This window comes from Gemmobacter nectariphilus DSM 15620, from assembly GCF_000429765.1.
GTDB classification, from domain to species: Bacteria; Pseudomonadota; Alphaproteobacteria; order Rhodobacterales; family Rhodobacteraceae; genus Wagnerdoeblera; species Wagnerdoeblera nectariphila.
Genome location: NZ_AUCM01000008.1, coordinates 29,893 through 46,712, shown reverse-complemented (window position 1 = coordinate 46,712; position 16,820 = coordinate 29,893). Strand labels below are relative to the sequence as shown.

Below are 16,820 nucleotides of genomic sequence, written 5' to 3'. Positions count from 1 at the left end.
TCAGGCTTCCGACAGCTGCTCGGAGCGCACCCGCACATTCAGCGAGGTGAAGGCCGAGATGAATTTCGTCGCCGTCAGATCCGACGCCGGCATGATGACCGTTGACACGATCACGCCATCGTCGGCCGTCGTCGTCACCGTTGCATGCGGCGAGATCGCGGCGATGCGCGCTGCGATGAAGGCCTCGGTGTCCTGGGTATCGGTAAACCGGCCGACGGATGTGGCGCGGTTGGCATCTTGCACGATTCGCAAGACCTCGGCCTGTTTGCCGAAGATCATCGTGGCATCGACGATCATGCAGAAGATCAGCACGAAGATCGGAAGCCAGATGACGACTTCGATGGTCGTAGCGCCGCTTTCATCCTTGCAAAAGCCAGATGCCAAGCGTGACCGTGGTGGGCCGTGTGGCATGTCCTCATCCCCAGAAAGTGCCGAGTTTCGGAAACAGTCATTTTCCACTAGCTTTGAATTGTGGCGGAAAAGCAGCAAATTTCGCCGTTTTTTACGATAAGCTTCGCGGAACGCAAAGGGACCCGGCCCGGTTTCAGCCTGGATCGCGACCCGCCCCGGTCATACCGGCGCCACAGGGGCTTGGGCATGGGCGCCTGGCCGCGCAGGCCAGCGCAAGGCGGCCTTGTTGCCGAGGTCGCGCTGTCTGAAAACTGCCGGTGTCTTGCCCCGGACATGCCTTTTGCCTGCCGGGGGCAGGGGCGGCTGGGCCGCCATCCGGTTGCGCGCTGGATGGCGGGTTGCCATATGGGGGCCAGAGACATGGAGGCATCAATGGCGGACGAGCGCTTTCCCGGCTGGCACGGCACGACAATCCTGGCGGTGCGCCGGGGCGGCGAGGTGGTGGTGGCGGGGGACGGGCAGGTCAGCCTTGGCCAGACCGTCATCAAGGGCACCGCGCGCAAGGTGCGCCGCCTGAACCCTGGCGGGCGCGAGGTCGTGGTGGGCTTTGCCGGGTCCACCGCCGATGCCTTCACCTTGCTCGAGCGGCTGGAGCGCAAGCTGGAGGCCGCGCCGGGCCAGCTTTTGCGCGCCTGCGTGGAACTGGCCAAAGACTGGCGCACCGACAAGTATCTGCGCAACCTGGAAGCCATGCTGATCGTGACCGACGGGGCGGCGATCTATGTCATCACCGGCGCGGGCGACGTGCTGGAGCCGGAACATGACGTGGCCGCCATCGGCTCGGGCGGCAATTTCGCGCTGGCCGCGGCGCGCGGGCTGATGGAAACCGATCTGCCTGCCGAAGAGGTGGCGCGCAAGGCCATGGCGATTGCGGCCGACATTTGCGTCTATACCAACGGCAAGCTGACGATCGAGGCGATCCGGGGGGCGTGACGGGGGCGCTGGCCGCAGTCCTGCCCGCCAGCCGGGGGGGAAGCCCCCAGGCCGCAGCGACAGGCCACGGCAAGGAGCCTGCGAAAGTCCCCGGGTTTTGCACCCTGCCAGCCGCTTGCCCCGTGGCGCTGGTCTGGTGGGGGCGCATGGCCCGGTCCTGCACGGATCGGAAAACCAAGGGATCGGGGCCCGGCCAGGCGCAGCAGTTGAATCGCCGTGTCGCCGTCTCTAAGTGATGCGCAACGACCACAGGAGCCGCCATGACCGACCTGACCCCGCGCGAGATCGTTTCGGAACTCGACCGTTTCATCATCGGGCAAAGCGAGGCCAAGCGCGCCGTTGCCGTCGCCCTGCGCAACCGATGGCGGCGCCAGCAGCTGGCGCCGGGTCTGCGCGAGGAAGTGCAGCCGAAGAACATCCTGATGATCGGCCCGACCGGCGTCGGCAAGACCGAGATCAGCCGCCGGCTGGCCAAGCTGGCCAATGCGCCCTTCCTCAAGGTCGAGGCGACGAAGTTCACCGAAGTGGGCTATGTCGGCCGCGATGTCGACAGCATCATCCGCGATCTGGCCGATGTGGCGCTGCACGAGACGCGCGAGCGGATGCGCGAGGCGGTCAAGGCGCGGGCCCACCGCGCGGCCGAGGACCGGGTGATTGCCGCCATCGCCGGGGCCGATGCGCGCGAGCAGACGCGCGAGCTGTTCCGCGGCCGGCTGAAGCGGGGCGAGCTGGACGAGACGATGATCGAGATCGAGGTCGCGGACCCCGCGCCGTCCTTGCAGATGTTCCCGGGGATGCCGGGGCAGGGGATGGAAGGCCAGATGCAGGGGTTGCAGGATCTGTTCGGCAAGGCCTTTGGCGGGCGGCGCCAGCGCAAGCGCATGACGGTGGCGGAAAGCCACGAGGTGCTGATCGCCGAAGAGGCCGACAAGCTGCTGGATGACGAGGCGGTCAAGGCCGCCGCGCTGGAGGCGGTGCAGGAAAGCGGCATCGTCTTCATCGACGAGATCGACAAGGTGGCGGCGCGGGCGGAAACCCGCGGCGCCGATGTCAGCCGCGAAGGCGTGCAGCGCGACCTGCTGCCGCTGATCGAGGGCACGACGGTTTCCACCAAGCTGGGGGCGGTCAGGACCGACCATATCCTGTTCATCGCCTCGGGCGCGTTCCATGTGGCCAAGCCGTCGGATCTGCTGCCCGAATTGCAAGGGCGCCTGCCGATCCGGGTCGAGCTGCGCGCGCTGACCGAGGCCGATTTCCGCCGCATCCTGACCGAGACGGACAATGCGCTGACCCGGCAATATACCGCGCTGATGGCGACCGAAGGGGTCGAGGTCAGCTTTACCGATGAGGGGATCGCGGCGCTGGCCGGGATCGCTGCCGAGGTGAACCGCACGGTCGAGAACATCGGCGCCCGGCGGCTGTATACCGTGATGGAGCGGGTGTTCGAGGAGCTGTCCTTTCACGCCCCCGACCGGGGCGGCGAGGCCGTGGTGGTGGATGCCGCCTTTGTCGAGGCGCAGCTGGGCGAATTGGCCCGGTCTGCCGATCTGGGACGCTACGTTCTGTAAGGGGGGCGTGCGGTGCCCCCATCGAGGGGGCCCCGCCCGCCTCGGGGGCCGTCCGCCCCCGCCGGTGCCGGCCCTGCCGGCCCCGCCCCCGAGGGTATTTGCAGAAGGTGAAGCAGGACGCAGGCGGCGCGGCTTGGGTGGCCGGACTTGCGGGGCGGGTGGGGCTGGTTACCAGCGCCGGCCCGGGGGGGCGATGGCTGGGCTTGACATATATGAGTAATTAAGTCAGGAATTGATCATCCCAGCCCGGCCGACTGGCCCAGCCCCGGATCGCCGCAACTGCAGGAGTTCCCATGAGCTGGCATGACCGCACCATTCCCGCCGCCACGACCATCGCCCCGGCCCCCGCGCTGCCGGTTCATTCGGCGCTTCAGCTGACGCGAGGGGGCAATCTGGCGCAGATCGTCCTGGAAGGGCAGACCTATACGCTGCGCATCACCCGGCAGGGCAAGCTGATCCTGACCAAATAGGGCGCTTGCACGCAGCGATCAGCCGATGGTGCGGCGCAACAGGTCAATCCAGTTCTGCCAGCAGATCCGCTCGATCAGTGCCGCGCCAAAGCCGGCCTGCTGCATCGCCTCGGTCAGCGCGGGCAGACCGGCCGCCGTGCCGATCGCCTGCGGCATGAGTGCACCATCGAAATCTGACCCGAGGGCCACGCCGGTTTCGCCCAGCCGCTCGACCAGATAGGCAAGGTGGCGCACCATGGTGGCAAGGGGGGTATCGTCGCGCCGCTCGCCATCCTCGCGCAGGAACTGGCAGCCGAAGTTCAGGCCCACCACGCCGCCCGATTCGGCAATCGCCGCCAGCTGACGGTCGGTCAGGTTGCGGCTGTGGGGCGAGATGGCATGGACGCAGGAATGCGTGGCCACCAGCGGACGCGAGGAGAGGCGGGCGACATCCCAGAACCCCGCCTCGTTCAGGTGGCTCAGGTCGATCAGGATGCCCAGCCGTTCGCATTCTGCCACCAGACGCAGGCCCGCATCGGTCAGGCCGGGGCCGATGTCGGGCGTGGCCGGATAGGCAAAGGGCACGCCATGGCCGAAGATGTTCGGGCGTGACCAGACGGGGCCCAGGCTGCGCAGGCCGGCGGCGTGCAGCACCTCGAGTTCGGCCAGATCGGGGCCGATGCCTTCGGCCCCCTCGACATGCATCAGCGCGGCGATGGCGCCATCGCGGTTTGCGGCCTCGATCTGCGCGGCCGAGGTGCACAGGCGGATCACATCGGGGCGCGCGCGGGTGAGGCGCAGCAAGATGGCCGCCGCCTCCAGGGTGATGGCGCGGGCGCGGTCGGGGGCGACGGGGGCAGTGCGGGCGGCGCCAGTGCGGTTTTCGGGCGGGACATAGATGGCGAAAAAGCCGCCCGCAAAGCCGCCTGCGCGGCATTTTTCCAGATCCAGATGCCCCTCGCGGCCCGTCAGGAAGCTGTCACCGCGCAGATCGGCCTGGGCATGCAGATGGAGCAGCAGGTCGTTGTGTCCGTCGAATACCCGGTATGTCTGTGTCAAAGTCCGCGTCCTTTAGCTGTTGGGCCGATGCCCAACTTGATGTGCGGGGGTGACAATCTGCCGAAGGAGAGCGCTTGACAACCCCCGCGTTCCATCGCCCCTTTAAGCATTCCGCGCAGTGTTGGATACGCTGCGATCAGGAACCGAAAGCAAACGAAAAACAACACCAAGGGAGTCTTCCACGACCTTCGAACCCTCCTTCCGCAAGGCCGGCCTCGCGCTGGCCGCGGCGCTGATGCTTGGCGCCTCGCCCACCGTGCTTGCGGCGGCGACCCCGGCCGATACGCTGGTGCTCGCGGATGGCATCGACGACATCGTTTCGCTGGACCCGGCCGAGGCGTTCGAGTTCTCGGGGATCGACCTGCTGAACAACACCTATGATTCGCTGGTCGAGCTGGACCCGCTGAAGCCGGGCGAGCTGATCCCCGGGCTGGCCGAAAGCTGGTCGGTGTCGGATGACGGGCTGACCTTCACCTTCAAGATGAAATCGGGCATCACCTTTGCCTCGGGCAATCCGGTCCGGGCCGAGGATGCGGCCTGGTCGCTGCAGCGCGTGGTCAAGCTGAACAAGACCCCTGCCTTCATCCTGACCCAGTTCGGGCTGACGCCGGAAAACGTGGACGAGATGGTCAAGGCCGAGGGCGATACGCTGACCATCAAGATCGACAAGCCCTTTGCGCCGTCGATGTTCTACAACTGCATGACCGCTGTCGTCGCCTCGGTCGTCGACAAGGAAACCGCCATGGCCAACGAGGTCAACGGCGATTTCGGCTATGAATGGCTGAAGACCAACACCGCCGGCACCGGCGCCTATGTGCTGCGCAGCTACAAGCCGCAGGACAGCTATGTGCTGGAGGCCCGCCCCGGCTACTGGCGCGGCGATGCCAAGCTCAAGCGCGTGTTCATGCGCCATGTGCCGGAAGGGTCGGCCCAGCGTCTGCTGCTGGAAAAGGGTGACATCGACGTTGCCCGCGGCCTGACCCCGACCGATGCGCAGGGCCTGCGGGGCAATGCCGATGTGACGATCGATTCCGACATGGAAGGCTATATCTACTACATCGCGGCCAACCAGAAGAAAGATCCCCTGAACAACCCCAAGGTGCTCGAGGCGATCCGCTATCTGGTGGACTATCAGGGCATGGTGGACACCGTCCTGAAGGATCAGATGATCGTGCAGCAAGGGTTCCTGCCGCGCGGCTATCTGGGCGCGATCACCGATACGCCCTATCACCTTGACGTGGCCAAGGCCAAGGCGCTGCTGGCCGAAGCGGGCTTCCCGAACGGCTTTGAAACCACCCTGTCGGTGCGCAACGACCCGCTGCGCATGGAAATGGCGCAGGCGATCCAGAACACGCTGGGCCAGGGCGGCATCAAGGTCACGCTGAAGCCGGGCGCCGGGGCCGAGGTTCTGGGCGACTACCGCGCCCGCAACCACGATCTGACGCTGCAAAGCTGGGGCCCGGACTATCCCGACCCGCACACCAACGCCTCGACCTTTGCCTGGAACCCGGACAATTCGGACGCGGCCAAGCGCACCGGCGTTCTGGCCTGGCGGACCGCGTGGGATGCCGGCCCGCTGACCAAGATGGTCGACGATGCCGTGCAAGAGCGCGACACCGAGAAGCGCCGCGCCATGTATGAGGAAATGCAGAAGATCCACCGCGATACCTCTGCCTTCGTCACCATGTTCCAGCAGATCGGTGTGACCGCGCGCCGGAACAACGTGGGGAACCTCTACACCGGCGGCACCACCGACCAGGTGACCTACTGGTACGTCACGAAGTAAGCTGACCTGCGCCCCCCGTGTGCCTGGCATGCGGGGGGCGTGGCATGTGCTCATGGCAGTCACCGACACCTCCCCCCGCGCACCGTCGCGGCTGGCACGCCGTCTGAAGACGGCCATCGGACTTGTGCTGGCCCTTGCAGCCACCTTTCTGGGGTTGCTTCTTGTCACCTTCATCATCGGGCGCGTGGTGCCCATCGACCCCGTGCTGGCCGTCATCGGCGAACGCGCGACACAGGAACAATATGATGCGGCGTATCGGGCGCTGGGTCTGGACAAGCCCATGTGGGAACAGTTCTGGATCTATGTCGTCAATGCCGTGCAGGGCGATCTGGGACGCTCGTTGCTGACCCGTCAGCCGGTGGCGCAAGACATTGCCCGCGTGTTCCCCGCGACGCTGGAACTGGCGACCATCGCCACGATCTTTGGTGTTCTGGCCGGGATTCCGGCCGGTGTTCTGGCCGCCACGCGGCCTGGCAGCTGGGTGGACCAGCTGGTGCGCTTTGTCGGCCTGATGGGCTATTCCATGCCGGTGTTCTGGCTGGGCCTCATGGGTCTTTTGCTGTTCTACGGTATGCTCGACTGGGTCGGCGGCCCTGGCCGTCTGGATGCCAGCTACGAGATGATGTTCGAATTCGACGTGCCGCGCGTGACCGGGATGATCCTGATCGACACCGCGCTGTCGGGCAAATGGGACATCTTCCGCAATGCGCTGTCGCATATCGTGCTGCCGGCCGCCGTGCTGGGCTATTACTCGATGGCCTATATCAGCCGCATGACCCGCAGCTTCATGATGAACGAGCTGAGCCAGGAATATGTCACCACCGCCCGCGTCAAGGGGATGCCGGAATGGCGGGTGATCTGGGTCCATGCGCTCAAGAACGTCATGGTGCCGCTGATCACGGTGATCGCGCTGTCCTATGCCAACCTGCTCGAAGGGTCCGTGCTGACAGAAACCGTCTTTGCCTGGCCGGGCCTTGGCCTTTACATCACCAATGCGCTCTTTTCGGCCGACATGCCGGCGGTTCTGGGCGGCACGGTCGTCGTGGGGCTGGTGTTCGTGGCGCTCAACATGTTCTCCGACGTGCTCTATCGGCTCGTCGATCCGCGTGCGAAATAGGGGGGCGCCATGACCACGTTGACTGAATGGCTGCGCGATCCGTCGCCCTCGTCGCGCGCTCAGGCGCGGCTGGGGCAGGCCTGGCTGGGCTGGCTGCGGTTCCGCCGCAACCCGATGGCCATGCTGGGCGCGACGATCGTTGTCGTGCTGCTGCTGATGGCGGCCTTTGCGCCGCTGATCGCCCCCTATGATCCGATCGCGCAGAACCTGACCGAACGGCTCAAGGCGCCCTTGACCGATGGCTACCTGATGGGCACCGACGAATTCGGCCGCGACATCTTCTCGCGTGTCGTCTGGGGCTCGCGGGTGACGCTGTATATCGTCGCGCTGGTGGCGGTGACGGCGCCGGTGTTCGGCCTGCTGATCGGGACTGTTGCGGGCTATGCCGGCGGCTGGGTCGATCAGATCCTGATGCGGATCACCGACATCTTCCTTGCGTTCCCCAAGCTGATCCTGGCGCTGGCGCTGGTCGCGGTGCTGGGGCCGGGGATCGAAAACGCGGTGCTGGCCATCGCGCTGACCTCGTGGCCGCCCTATGCGCGGGTCGCGCGGGCCGAAACGCTGACGGTGCGCAATTCCGACTATATCGCCGCCGTGCAGCTGCAAGGCTCAGGGCCGGTGCGGATCGTGCTTGGCCATGTGATGCCGATGTGCCTGTCGTCCGTCATCATCCGGGTCACGCTGGACATGGCCGGGGTGATCCTGACGGCGGCCGGCCTTGGCTTCCTGGGCCTTGGCGCGCAACCGCCGATGGCAGAATGGGGCATGATGATTTCCTCGGGCCGCAAGTTCCTGTTCGAACAATGGTGGGTTGCGACCATGCCGGGCCTTGCCATCTTCATCGTCTCGCTGGGCTTCAACCTGCTGGGCGATGGCTTGCGCGATGTCCTTGACCCAAGGAGTGCCGGGAAATGAGCCTGCTGAGCGTCAAGAACCTGCGCGTCACCTTCGACACCGAATCCGGCAAGGTCGAGGCCGTGCGCGGCGTCTCGTTCCAGCTTGGCCGCGAGCGGCTGGGCATCGTGGGCGAGTCCGGCTCGGGCAAGACGATGACGGGACGGTCCGTCCTGCGTCTGGTCCGCCCGCCCGGGCGGATCGAGGCCGACGAGATGACCTTTGACGGCATCGACCTGATGAAGGCCTCGGAACGCCAGATGCGCAGCTTGCGCGGTCCGCGCATCGCCATGGTGATGCAGGATCCGAAATATTCGCTGAACCCGGTGATGAAGGTCGGCCGCCAGCTGACCGAAGGTCTGCGCCTGCGCGACCGCATCAGCGCATCCGAGGCCCGCAAGAAGGCCATTGCCGCGCTCGAGGCCGTGCAGATCCGCGACCCCGAGCGGGTGATGGAGGCTTGGCCGCACGAGCTGTCGGGCGGCATGGGTCAGCGGGTGATGATCGCCATGATGCTGATCCCGAACCCCGACCTCTTGATCGCCGATGAGCCTACCAGCGCGCTGGACGTCACCGTTCAGGCCGAGGTGCTGCGCATCCTCGACGATCTGGTCAAGACGCGCGGCATGGGGCTGATCTTCATCAGCCACGATCTGCGGCTGGTGGCGCGGTTCTGCGACCGGGTGCTGGTGATGTACAAGGGCCGCGTCGTCGAGGAAATCGAGGCCGGCAACCTGATGGCGGCGAAACACCCCTATACCCAGGGGCTTTTGAACTGCCTGCCGCGCATCGGCGGCCCGCGCGAGCCGCTGCCCTCGCTGGATCGCAGCGGCGCATGGGCGGAGGCGTAAGATGGCGCTGATCGAAATCGACAACCTGTCCGTCCACTTCGATGCGGGCGACCGGATCGTGAAAGCGGTGCAAGAGGTCTCGCTCAGGGTCGAGGCCCGCGAAAGCTATGGCCTCGTGGGCGAATCCGGGTCGGGCAAATCCACCATCTTGCGGGCGATCTGCGGGCTGGCGCCAATCTCGGGCGGCTCGATCCGGATCGGCGGCGAGCTGCTCAAGACCCCGCGCGGCAAGGCGTTTTCGGCCCGCGTGCAGATGGTGTTCCAGGATCCCTATTCCAGCCTGCACCCCCGTCACACCATCGACCGCACCCTGGCCGAGCCTTTGGCGATCCACGGGGTCGGCGATACCGACCGCCGCGTCGTCCAGGCGCTGCGCGATGTGGCGCTGGATCCGAAGTTCCGCTTCCGCTATCCGCACCAGCTTTCGGGCGGACAGCGCCAGCGCGTGGCGATTGCCCGCGCGCTGATGCTGCAACCTGAAATCCTGTTGCTCGATGAACCGACCTCGGCGCTGGATGCCTCGGTCCAGGCGGAAACGCTGAACCTGCTGAACCGGCTGCGGGCCGAACGCGGGCTGACCTTCCTGATGGTCAGCCACGATCTGGCGGTGATCGACCATATGTGCGACCGCGTGCTGGTCATGCAGCATGGCCGCGCGGTCGAGGAACTGGCCCATGCCGATCTGGCCGCGGCACGGATGAAGACCGACTATGCCCGCACCCTCTTCGAGGCCAGCGCCGACCGTATGCTTGAAGGCTGATCTTTCGCCTTGATGCAAATATCCTGCAGGGGCACCGGCCGGCTTGCCGGCCGGTGGCGGGGGCGCAAAGCCCCCGTCTGCCCTTGACACCCCGCAGCGCGGCCGGGCCAAGGTGCCTGGTCCATCGGACGGCCGAAGGCCGCGGACAAATCCCGGTGTTCAGAACAGCCCGGCCTCGCGCGCGATCATCGCCGCCTGGGTGCGGTTCGCAGCCCCCAGCTTGCGGCACAGGGTGCGGGCGTGCAGCTTGACGGTGGGTTCGCTGATCGCCAGTTCGGCCGCGATCTCGCGGTTGGACTGGCCGGTGCAGAAGCCTTGCAGAACCTGCATCTCGCGCGGGGTCAGCGATTGCGGGGGGCGGGCAGGGCCAGCGCGTTCACCCGCCTCCTGCGCCCAGATGCCGCCCTTGGCCATCAGACGCACCGCGGCAACCAGATCTCCGGCCGACAGCGTCTTTTCCAGAACGCCCGCCGCCCCCAGCGCCAGCGCCTGACGCGCGGTTTCCGGCCGCGCCGCGCCCGAGATCAGCGCAACCGGCTGCCCGCGATTGGCGGCAACCGCCTGTTGCAGCCCCTCAAGCCCGTTCATCCCCGGCATGGCCAGATCCAGCAAGATCAGATCGAAGGGCCCGCTGCGCCCGACACGCGCCAGCGCATCGGGCAGGTCCGAGGCCGCCTCGGTGCTGATCCCGGCATGTTGCAGAAATGCGGCCAGCGCATCGCGCAACAATTCATGGTCGTCGGCAATCAGGACCCGCATGGTGCGACGTTCCGGGCGATGCGGGCGGGCCGGCCGCGGCCTAGCGCCGACGGTCGCGACGCGCGCTCATCGGCTGGAAGGCCACCCCGACATGCGCTTCGCAATAAGGCTTGCCCGGCGTTGCGGGCAGGCCGCAGAACCAGAAATCCTCGGTTGCAGGGTCGCCGATCGGCCATTTGCAGGTGCGCTCGGTCAGCTCCATCAGCGTCAGCTTGCGCGCGCGCTTTTCCACCTCGCGCACCGAGGCCAGCGCCTCGGGGCTGATCTCGTTCAGCGCGGGTTGCGGCGGCAGCGGCTGGCCCGCGGGAATGATCGCCTTGCGGGCCACCGGCACCACCTGGGCGGGGGCGGCGGGCGCGGCGCGGGCGGGTTCAGGCTCGCGCACGGGCTGCGCCGCAGCGGCGGCAGGCGCGGGTTCGGGGGCCGCAGCCTCGCGCGGGGGATCGGCCACCGGCGCGGCAGGCGCTTCGGCCTCTGCCTCGGTTTCGGCCCCGGCGCCGGGCGCCCGGTTCGACAGGCCAAGGCGGTGCACCTTGCCGATCACCGCGTTGCGGGTGACACCACCCAGTTCCTTGGCGATCTGGCTGGCCGACTGGCCCTCGGTCCACATGCGCTTGAGCGTCTCGACCCGCTCGTCGGTCCAGGTCATCGGGAAACCTCTCAATCCGGCTGTTGACGCCGCATTCTAACGGCGACGGCGCGGGATACAAGGTCAGGCCGGCAAGTTCAAGCGGCAGGTGGCTTGCGGCGTCATCGGCGCGATGCCACAAGGGGCCATGCCGATCCCCTCGCCCCGCCTCTCGCTCCAACGTGGCCTGCGCCGGCTGGCCGAGGCGTTTCGCCCGCCATCCGGTCCGCTGGACCTGGGCGCGCTGGTGCGGGTCTCGCTGGGGACGGCGCTTTCGGTGCTGCTGGCAGGGGGGCTGATCGCGGCGTCGGGCCTGCCCGAGGTGGCGGGCTTCATGCTGATTGCGCCTTTCGGGGCCTCGGCGCTGCTGGTGGTGGGGGTGCCGAACAGCCCGCTGGCCCAGCCCTGGCCCTTGCTGGTCGGCAATGGCGGCTCGGCGCTGGTCGGTGTGCTGGCGGCAATGTGGCTGCCGTCGGATCTGCTGGCGGCGGCGGTGGCGCTGGGGGGGGCGGTTGCCTTCATGCATGCGGCCCGGGCGCTGCATCCGCCCGCAGGGGGCGTTGCGCTGTTGCCGGTGCTCAGCCCCGATATCGTGACCGATCTTGGCCTGCGCTTTGCGCTGATGCCGGTGATATCGGATGCGCTGGTGCTGCTGGTCTTCGGCATGGTCTGGCACCGGCTGACCGGCCGGGTCTATCCGTTCCGCCAACCCCATGAAACGGCGCCGGCTGCCCAGCGGTTCAGCCCGTCGGATCTGGCGGCGATCCTGTCGCGTCTGCGGCTCGACTCGAACATCGGCGTTGCCGACTTTGCCCGCCTGCTGGCCGCCGCCGACGAGGTGGCCCGGGCCGATGCGCGCACCGAGGGCCTGACCTGTGCCGATGCGGCCCATCGATCGCTGCCGCCGCTCTCGCCCGACACGCCACTTGTCGAGGCGCGCCAGCGGATGCTGGACTCTCGGGCCTATTCGCTGGCGGTCATCGACGGGGCAGGGCACCTGGTGGGTGTGCTGTCGCAAAGCGATCTGCTGCGCGCCGGTCCAGACAGGCACGACGGGCCGGTTGGCGCCCTGATGACCTGCCGCCCGGTCAGTCTGCCGGCGCGGGCCCCGCTGCGCAAGGCGCTTTCGGTGCTGGCCGAAGGCGGCTGGCGGGCGATTCCGCTGACCGATGACGAGGGGCGCCTTGTCGCCATGCTGACCAGGGCCGACCTGATCGACATTCTGGCGCATCATCCGGGCGGCACTTCGCCCTTGCAGCCGAGGTCCGCATCGGGTATCGCCGAACCATGACCAAAGCGGCACCCCTTTTCCAACTGCCCCGACGCCGACGCTGATGCGTTGCGGCGCCTTGGTCGCGCCTGCCCGTGCCACGGGCACCCTCCCCGACTTTGCATCGTTGACAGCCCCCCGTGCGCTTGGCACGACTTGGGCCTGACTTCAGGGATACCCACATGATCGCTTCTGTCCTGCCGACCTACAATCGCGCCCCCATGGCCTTTGACCATGGCGAGGGGGCCTGGCTTGTCACCACCGGGGGCGAGCGTTACCTCGACCTGGGCGCCGGGATCGCGGTGAACGCGCTTGGCCATGCCAACCCCGATCTGGTCAAGGCGCTGACCGATCAGGCGGGCAAGCTGTGGCATACCTCGAACCTTTACGAGATCCCGAACCAGCAGCGGCTGGCCGATCTGCTGGTCGAACACACCTTTGCCGATACGGTGTTCTTCACCAATTCGGGGACCGAGGCGGCCGAACTCGCGATCAAGATGGCGCGCAAGTATCACTATGCGGCCGGGCACCCCGAGCGGCAGAAGATCATCGCCTTTGAAGGCGCGTTCCATGGCCGGTCGACCGGCGCCATCGCCATGGCGGGCGGCGACAAGATGACCAAGGGCTTTGGCGATCTGATGCCGGGTTTCGTGCATCTGCCCTTTGGCGACATGGCGGCGCTGCGCGCGGCGATGGGCCCCGATGTGGCCGCCGTGATCGTCGAGCCGGTGCAGGGCGAAGGCGGCATCCGCCCGGTGCCCGACCAGATGCTGCGCGACATGCGCGCGATCTGCGATGCCCATGGCGCGCTGCTGATCCTGGACGAGGTGCAATGCGGCATGGGCCGTACCGGCAAGCTGTTCGCCCATGAATGGGCCGGTGTTGCCCCCGATATCATGATGGTCGCCAAGGGCATCGGCGGCGGCTTCCCGCTGGGGGCGGTGCTGGCCAGCGAAAAGGCGGCATCCGGCATGGTCGCGGGCACGCATGGGTCCACCTATGGCGGCAACCCGCTGGCCTGCGCCGTGGGCTGCCGGGTGATGGAGATCGTCGCTGATCCGGCCTTTCTGGCCGAGGTGAACCGCAAGGGCGCGCTGTTCCGGCAAGGGCTGGAATCGCTGATCGCCCGCTTCCCTGACGTGTTCGAGGAAGTGCGCGGCCAGGGCCTGATCCTTGGCCTCAAGTGCAAGGCGCCGAACACCGATGTGGTCAAGGCGGGCTATGCGGCCCATGTGCTGACCGTGCCGGGCGCCGACAATGTGATCCGCCTGCTGCCGCCGCTGAACATTTCGGATGCCGATATCGCCGAAGGACTTGCGCGGCTGGAGCAGGCCGCACTGGCCGTGCGGTCTGCAGGCTGACCCCAGCCGGTAGCGCCCCGACCGGGGGCGCTGCCGCAACATGTGGCAGCTCTGCCTGTCGGGCCGCCCCGATCCATGCGCCTGCGCGGCGCGATCCTTTTCTGGTTTCCCCCATCGGCACAGGGATTATAGTGCCCGAACCGGCCCTGCGGCGGTGATCGCCCGGGCCTTCCACCCGGAAGTCCATGATGAACCATTTTCTCGACCTGCACACCACCGACCCGGCCGCCTTGCGGCAGATGATCGACTCGGCCCGCGCGATGAAGATCGCCCGCGCCGGTCTGCCCCGCGGCACGCGCGATGCCGACCAGCCGCTGGCCGGGCGCATGGTGGCGCTGATCTTCGAGAAACCCTCGACCCGCACGCGCGTGTCCTTTGATGTCGGCGTGCGCCAGATGGGCGGCGAGACGATGGTGCTGTCGGGCAAGGAAATGCAGCTGGGCCACGGCGAGACCATTGCCGATACCGCCCGCGTCCTGTCGCGCTATGTCGATCTGATCATGATCCGCACCTTCGAGGAAGCGACCCTGCAGGAGATGGCGGAACATGCGACCGTGCCGGTGATCAACGGGCTGACCAACCGCACCCATCCGTGCCAGATCATGGCCGATGTGATGACCTATGAGGAACATCGCGGCCCGATCGCCGGGAAAAAGGTGGTGTGGTCGGGCGATGGCAACAATGTCTGCGCCAGCTTCATCCATGCGGCGGGGCAGTTCGGCTTTGACTTCACCTTTACCGGCCCATCGACGCTGGACCCCGAGGATGCGGCGGTGAAGTTCGCCCGCGAGAAGGGCGCGCGCATCACCATCGAGCGCGACCCCCACAAGGCGGTCGAGGGGGCCGATCTGGTGGTGACCGATACCTGGGTGTCCATGCACGATCCCGAAAGCGCCAAGGAGCGGCGGCACAACCAGCTGCGCCCCTATCAGGTCAACGAGGCGCTGATGGCGGTGGCCAAGCCCGATGCGCTGTTCATGCATTGCCTGCCCGCCCACCGCAACGACGAGGCGACCAGCGATGTGATGGACGGCCCGCATTCGGTGGTCTTTGACGAGGCGGAAAACCGGCTGCACGCGCAGAAGGCCGTGCTGCGCTGGTGCCTCGGCCTCTAGGCGCGTGCCGTCCCGGGGCCGGGGGCAGTCCCCCGGCACCGGTCGGTTCCGCAACCGATCGGTGCGCCAGCCTGCAAGCGTGACGGTTGCAGACAGATGTATGCCGCAGGTGACGCCCGGTTGCACCGGCCAGGTCGTTCCCCCGGCGCCCGGTATCCAGTCCCGGAGGTATGATGCACGCGGATCGTGAGGTGGATGCGCGGGGGCTTTTGTGCCCCCTGCCGGTGCTGCGGGCGCGCAAGGTGATGCTGGGCATGATGCCGGGCCAGGTGCTGTGCCTGCGGGCCACCGATCCGGCGGCCGTGATCGACGTGCCCCATTTCGCGCGCGAGAACGGGCACGAGATTGTGGCCCAATACGAAGGGGCCGGGGAAAGCCGGTGGTGGCTGCGGCGGGCGGGTCATTCGCCGTTTGTTCCCGAAAGTTCTTAAAAAGTTCTTGACGGATGGCGGCCTTGATGAGAACAATTGGGCAACATTAGCAAGGAGGCCACGATGATTTCCGATTTCTTCGCCATCGCCGCCCGGTCGCGTCGCCATCTGGTGCAAGACGCCCTTGGGGTTTTTGGCCTGTTCTGTCTGCTGGTCGGCGCGCTGCATCTGGCCGCGGTGTGATCCGGGTCATGTGACCCGTCTGCTCTTTCGACTGCCTGTTCTCTGTTTCGCGCGGCCTGTCCCGGCCAGCGCCTGTCCCCGACAGAGACGACTGCCGCCACCGCGTCCCCATGCGGTGGCGGTTTTTTCCGTGCCGCATCCATCCGCGGTGCAAAAGCCCCCGCTGCCATCGTGGCGCCGCGCTCTTGCCCGTTCACCTTTCTGCAAATACCCGATCCGACGCCGGCCAGCCGCGCCGCCGTCCATAGTGGGCGAAGAACGGCGCCACCTGGCAAGGGGCGTTTGCGGGAACGGCGCTAGACCGTCTCTGCCGCCGCGATGGCCTCGGCTGCGGCCTGAATCGCCAGCTGGATCGAGGCATGGCGGTTCTTGTAATCCCGCGCCGGCAGCAACACCTCGAGCCCGTCGAAGGGGGCATCGGGCACCGGGCCGCCCTTCAGCATCTCGGCCAGCTGGTCGCGGGCGCGTTCCACCTCGGCCCGGGTCCGGCCGGGCAGGGCAGCCCCGACGACAGAGGCCGCCGCCTGACCCAGCGCACAGGCCTTCACATCCTGCGCGAATTCCGCCACGCGGCCATCCTTCATCACCACATCCACCGTGACGGTCGATCCGCACAGCGGCGAGCGGCGTTTCGCGCTGCCTTGCGGATGCGGCAGGCGGCCCAGATGCGGGATCGCCGCCGTCAGCGCCAGGATGCGGGCGGAATAGAGCTTCATCAGGTCGGCATCGCTCATGGCGTCCTCGGTGCTTTCGCTTTGGTCCGGCGGGGTATAGATAGGCCCCCGGACCGCCCGAGGAAAGACGCCATGACCTTTGATCCTGCCAGCCTGACCTATGATGCCAACGGATTGATCCCGGCGATCGCGCAGGATCATGCCACGGGCGAGGTGCTGATGATGGCCTGGATGAACGCCGAAAGCCTGGCCCGCACGCTGCAGACCGGGCAGGTGACCTATTGGTCACGCTCGCGCAAGGCGTTCTGGGCCAAGGGCCAGACCTCGGGCCATGTGCAGAAGCTGGTGGAACTGCGGGTCGATTGCGACCGCGATTGCCTGCTGTTGCTGGTCGATCAGGCAGGGCCGGCCTGCCACACCAACCGCCGGTCTTGTTTCTATACCGCCGTGCGGGGGGGCGACGAGGTCGAGATCATGGCGCCCATGATCTGAGGGCGCGCGTCTGGTTGGGGCGGATGCCTCCGGCGGGGGTATTTGGGGAAAGATGAAAAGGACGCCCGCTGGCACCATC

At 67.1% G+C, this 16,820-nt stretch carries 18 protein-coding genes; 13 read left to right on the top strand and 5 right to left on the bottom strand.

What is annotated here, in order from left to right; translation table 11 throughout:
* Positions 1-384, bottom strand: coding sequence for a TadE/TadG family type IV pilus assembly protein (locus G481_RS0109410; RefSeq protein ID WP_028029807.1), 384 nt, complete (start codon positions 382-384; stop codon positions 1-3).
* 399 nt (positions 385-783) lie between these two features.
* On the opposite strand from G481_RS0109410, the gene hslV reads away from it, so the two are divergent.
* The 3 genes from hslV (at position 784) to hemP (ending at position 3,382) form a co-directional block, all read left to right on the top strand.
* Positions 784-1,344, top strand: a complete 561-nt coding sequence (hslV, locus tag G481_RS0109405) for an ATP-dependent protease subunit HslV (protein WP_028029806.1) — start codon at positions 784-786, stop codon at positions 1,342-1,344.
* 260 nt (positions 1,345-1,604) lie between these two features.
* Complete coding sequence (gene hslU / locus G481_RS0109400; protein ID WP_028029805.1) at positions 1,605-2,912, top strand: ATP-dependent protease ATPase subunit HslU; 1,308 nt, start codon at positions 1,605-1,607, stop codon at positions 2,910-2,912.
* Positions 2,913-3,205: 293 nt separating this feature from the next.
* Complete coding sequence (gene hemP, locus G481_RS25420) at positions 3,206-3,382, top strand: hemin uptake protein HemP (protein ID WP_084450811.1); 177 nt, start codon at positions 3,206-3,208, stop codon at positions 3,380-3,382.
* Between the two features lie 18 nt (positions 3,383-3,400).
* On the opposite strand, the gene G481_RS0109390 is transcribed toward hemP, so the two are convergent.
* The gene (locus G481_RS0109390) at positions 3,401-4,420 is read right to left on the bottom strand and encodes a dipeptidase (RefSeq protein ID WP_028029804.1); all 1,020 of its coding nucleotides are present in this window, start codon (positions 4,418-4,420) and stop codon (positions 3,401-3,403) included.
* A gap of 235 nt (positions 4,421-4,655) precedes the next feature.
* Here G481_RS0109390 and G481_RS23405 point away from each other — a divergent pair, with 235 nt between their 5' ends.
* Genes G481_RS23405 through G481_RS0109365 form a run of 5 tightly spaced genes read left to right on the top strand, consistent with a single transcriptional unit; the run spans position 4,656 to position 9,828 of the window.
* Positions 4,656-6,206, top strand: coding sequence for an ABC transporter substrate-binding protein (locus G481_RS23405; RefSeq protein WP_051294434.1), 1,551 nt, complete (start codon positions 4,656-4,658; stop codon positions 6,204-6,206).
* A gap of 52 nt (positions 6,207-6,258) precedes the next feature.
* Complete coding sequence (locus G481_RS0109380; RefSeq protein WP_028029803.1) at positions 6,259-7,323, top strand: ABC transporter permease; 1,065 nt, start codon at positions 6,259-6,261, stop codon at positions 7,321-7,323.
* Between the two features lie 9 nt (positions 7,324-7,332).
* On the top strand, positions 7,333-8,238 hold the full coding sequence (locus tag G481_RS0109375; RefSeq protein ID WP_028029802.1) for an ABC transporter permease: 906 nt from the start codon (positions 7,333-7,335) through the stop codon (positions 8,236-8,238).
* Positions 8,235-9,068, top strand: a complete 834-nt coding sequence (locus G481_RS0109370) for an ABC transporter ATP-binding protein (RefSeq protein ID WP_028029801.1) — start codon at positions 8,235-8,237, stop codon at positions 9,066-9,068. The genes G481_RS0109375 and G481_RS0109370 overlap by 4 nt, the downstream gene beginning before the upstream one ends.
* 1 nt (position 9,069) lies before the next feature.
* Positions 9,070-9,828, top strand: coding sequence for an ABC transporter ATP-binding protein (locus G481_RS0109365; protein ID WP_028029800.1), 759 nt, complete (start codon positions 9,070-9,072; stop codon positions 9,826-9,828).
* A 159-nt stretch (positions 9,829-9,987) separates the two neighbouring features.
* Here the strand turns inward: G481_RS0109365 and G481_RS0109360 are convergent, their stop codons facing one another.
* Both G481_RS0109360 and G481_RS0109355 read right to left on the bottom strand, forming a co-directional pair.
* Positions 9,988-10,587 (bottom strand): response regulator transcription factor, encoded by a 600-nt coding sequence (locus G481_RS0109360; protein WP_028029799.1) that lies wholly within the window; start codon positions 10,585-10,587, stop codon positions 9,988-9,990.
* A gap of 40 nt (positions 10,588-10,627) precedes the next feature.
* Positions 10,628-11,236, bottom strand: a complete 609-nt coding sequence (locus tag G481_RS0109355) for a GcrA family cell cycle regulator (protein WP_028029798.1) — start codon at positions 11,234-11,236, stop codon at positions 10,628-10,630.
* A gap of 127 nt (positions 11,237-11,363) precedes the next feature.
* Between G481_RS0109355 and G481_RS23400 the strand changes: the two genes are divergently transcribed.
* The 4 genes from G481_RS23400 (at position 11,364) to G481_RS0109335 (ending at position 15,392) form a co-directional block, all read left to right on the top strand.
* On the top strand, positions 11,364-12,506 hold the full coding sequence (locus G481_RS23400) for an HPP family protein (protein ID WP_051294433.1): 1,143 nt from the start codon (positions 11,364-11,366) through the stop codon (positions 12,504-12,506).
* Positions 12,507-12,667: 161 nt separating this feature from the next.
* Positions 12,668-13,846: an aspartate aminotransferase family protein gene (locus G481_RS0109345; RefSeq protein WP_028029797.1), complete on the top strand. Its 1,179-nt coding sequence runs from the start codon at positions 12,668-12,670 to the stop codon at positions 13,844-13,846.
* Positions 13,847-14,034: 188 nt separating this feature from the next.
* Positions 14,035-14,961, top strand: a complete 927-nt coding sequence (argF, locus tag G481_RS0109340) for an ornithine carbamoyltransferase (protein ID WP_028029796.1) — start codon at positions 14,035-14,037, stop codon at positions 14,959-14,961.
* Positions 14,962-15,134: 173 nt separating this feature from the next.
* Positions 15,135-15,392, top strand: coding sequence for a sulfurtransferase TusA family protein (locus G481_RS0109335; protein ID WP_051294432.1), 258 nt, complete (start codon positions 15,135-15,137; stop codon positions 15,390-15,392).
* Positions 15,393-15,871: 479 nt separating this feature from the next.
* Here G481_RS0109335 and G481_RS0109325 read toward each other — a convergent pair whose 3' ends face one another.
* Positions 15,872-16,309, bottom strand: coding sequence for an iron-sulfur cluster assembly scaffold protein (locus tag G481_RS0109325; protein ID WP_028029794.1), 438 nt, complete (start codon positions 16,307-16,309; stop codon positions 15,872-15,874).
* 72 nt (positions 16,310-16,381) lie between these two features.
* On the opposite strand from G481_RS0109325, the gene hisI reads away from it, so the two are divergent.
* A complete protein-coding gene (gene hisI, locus G481_RS0109320) occupies positions 16,382-16,741 on the top strand; it encodes a phosphoribosyl-AMP cyclohydrolase (RefSeq protein WP_028029793.1) in 360 nt (119 codons plus the stop codon).
* Positions 16,742-16,820: the final 79 nt, after the last annotated feature.

Coding starts and splice junctions, on each gene's coding strand:
- G481_RS0109325 (WP_028029794.1), bottom strand. CDS start 16,309: ATGAGCGATGCCGACCTGATGAAGCTCTATTCCGCCCGCATCCTGGCG.
- G481_RS0109355 (WP_028029798.1), bottom strand. CDS start 11,236: ATGACCTGGACCGACGAGCGGGTCGAGACGCTCAAGCGCATGTGGACC.
- hemP (WP_084450811.1), top strand. CDS start 3,206: ATGAGCTGGCATGACCGCACCATTCCCGCCGCCACGACCATCGCCCCG.
- G481_RS23405 (WP_051294434.1), top strand. CDS start 4,656: ATGCTTGGCGCCTCGCCCACCGTGCTTGCGGCGGCGACCCCGGCCGAT.
- G481_RS23400 (WP_051294433.1), top strand. CDS start 11,364: ATGCCGATCCCCTCGCCCCGCCTCTCGCTCCAACGTGGCCTGCGCCGG.
- G481_RS0109375 (WP_028029802.1), top strand. CDS start 7,333: ATGACCACGTTGACTGAATGGCTGCGCGATCCGTCGCCCTCGTCGCGC.
- G481_RS0109370 (WP_028029801.1), top strand. CDS start 8,235: ATGAGCCTGCTGAGCGTCAAGAACCTGCGCGTCACCTTCGACACCGAA.
- G481_RS0109380 (WP_028029803.1), top strand. CDS start 6,259: ATGGCAGTCACCGACACCTCCCCCCGCGCACCGTCGCGGCTGGCACGC.
- argF (WP_028029796.1), top strand. CDS start 14,035: ATGAACCATTTTCTCGACCTGCACACCACCGACCCGGCCGCCTTGCGG.
- G481_RS0109365 (WP_028029800.1), top strand. CDS start 9,070: ATGGCGCTGATCGAAATCGACAACCTGTCCGTCCACTTCGATGCGGGC.
- hslV (WP_028029806.1), top strand. CDS start 784: ATGGCGGACGAGCGCTTTCCCGGCTGGCACGGCACGACAATCCTGGCG.
- hslU (WP_028029805.1), top strand. CDS start 1,605: ATGACCGACCTGACCCCGCGCGAGATCGTTTCGGAACTCGACCGTTTC.
- hisI (WP_028029793.1), top strand. CDS start 16,382: ATGACCTTTGATCCTGCCAGCCTGACCTATGATGCCAACGGATTGATC.
- G481_RS0109335 (WP_051294432.1), top strand. CDS start 15,135: ATGCACGCGGATCGTGAGGTGGATGCGCGGGGGCTTTTGTGCCCCCTG.
- G481_RS0109360 (WP_028029799.1), bottom strand. CDS start 10,587: ATGCGGGTCCTGATTGCCGACGACCATGAATTGTTGCGCGATGCGCTG.
- G481_RS0109345 (WP_028029797.1), top strand. CDS start 12,668: ATGATCGCTTCTGTCCTGCCGACCTACAATCGCGCCCCCATGGCCTTT.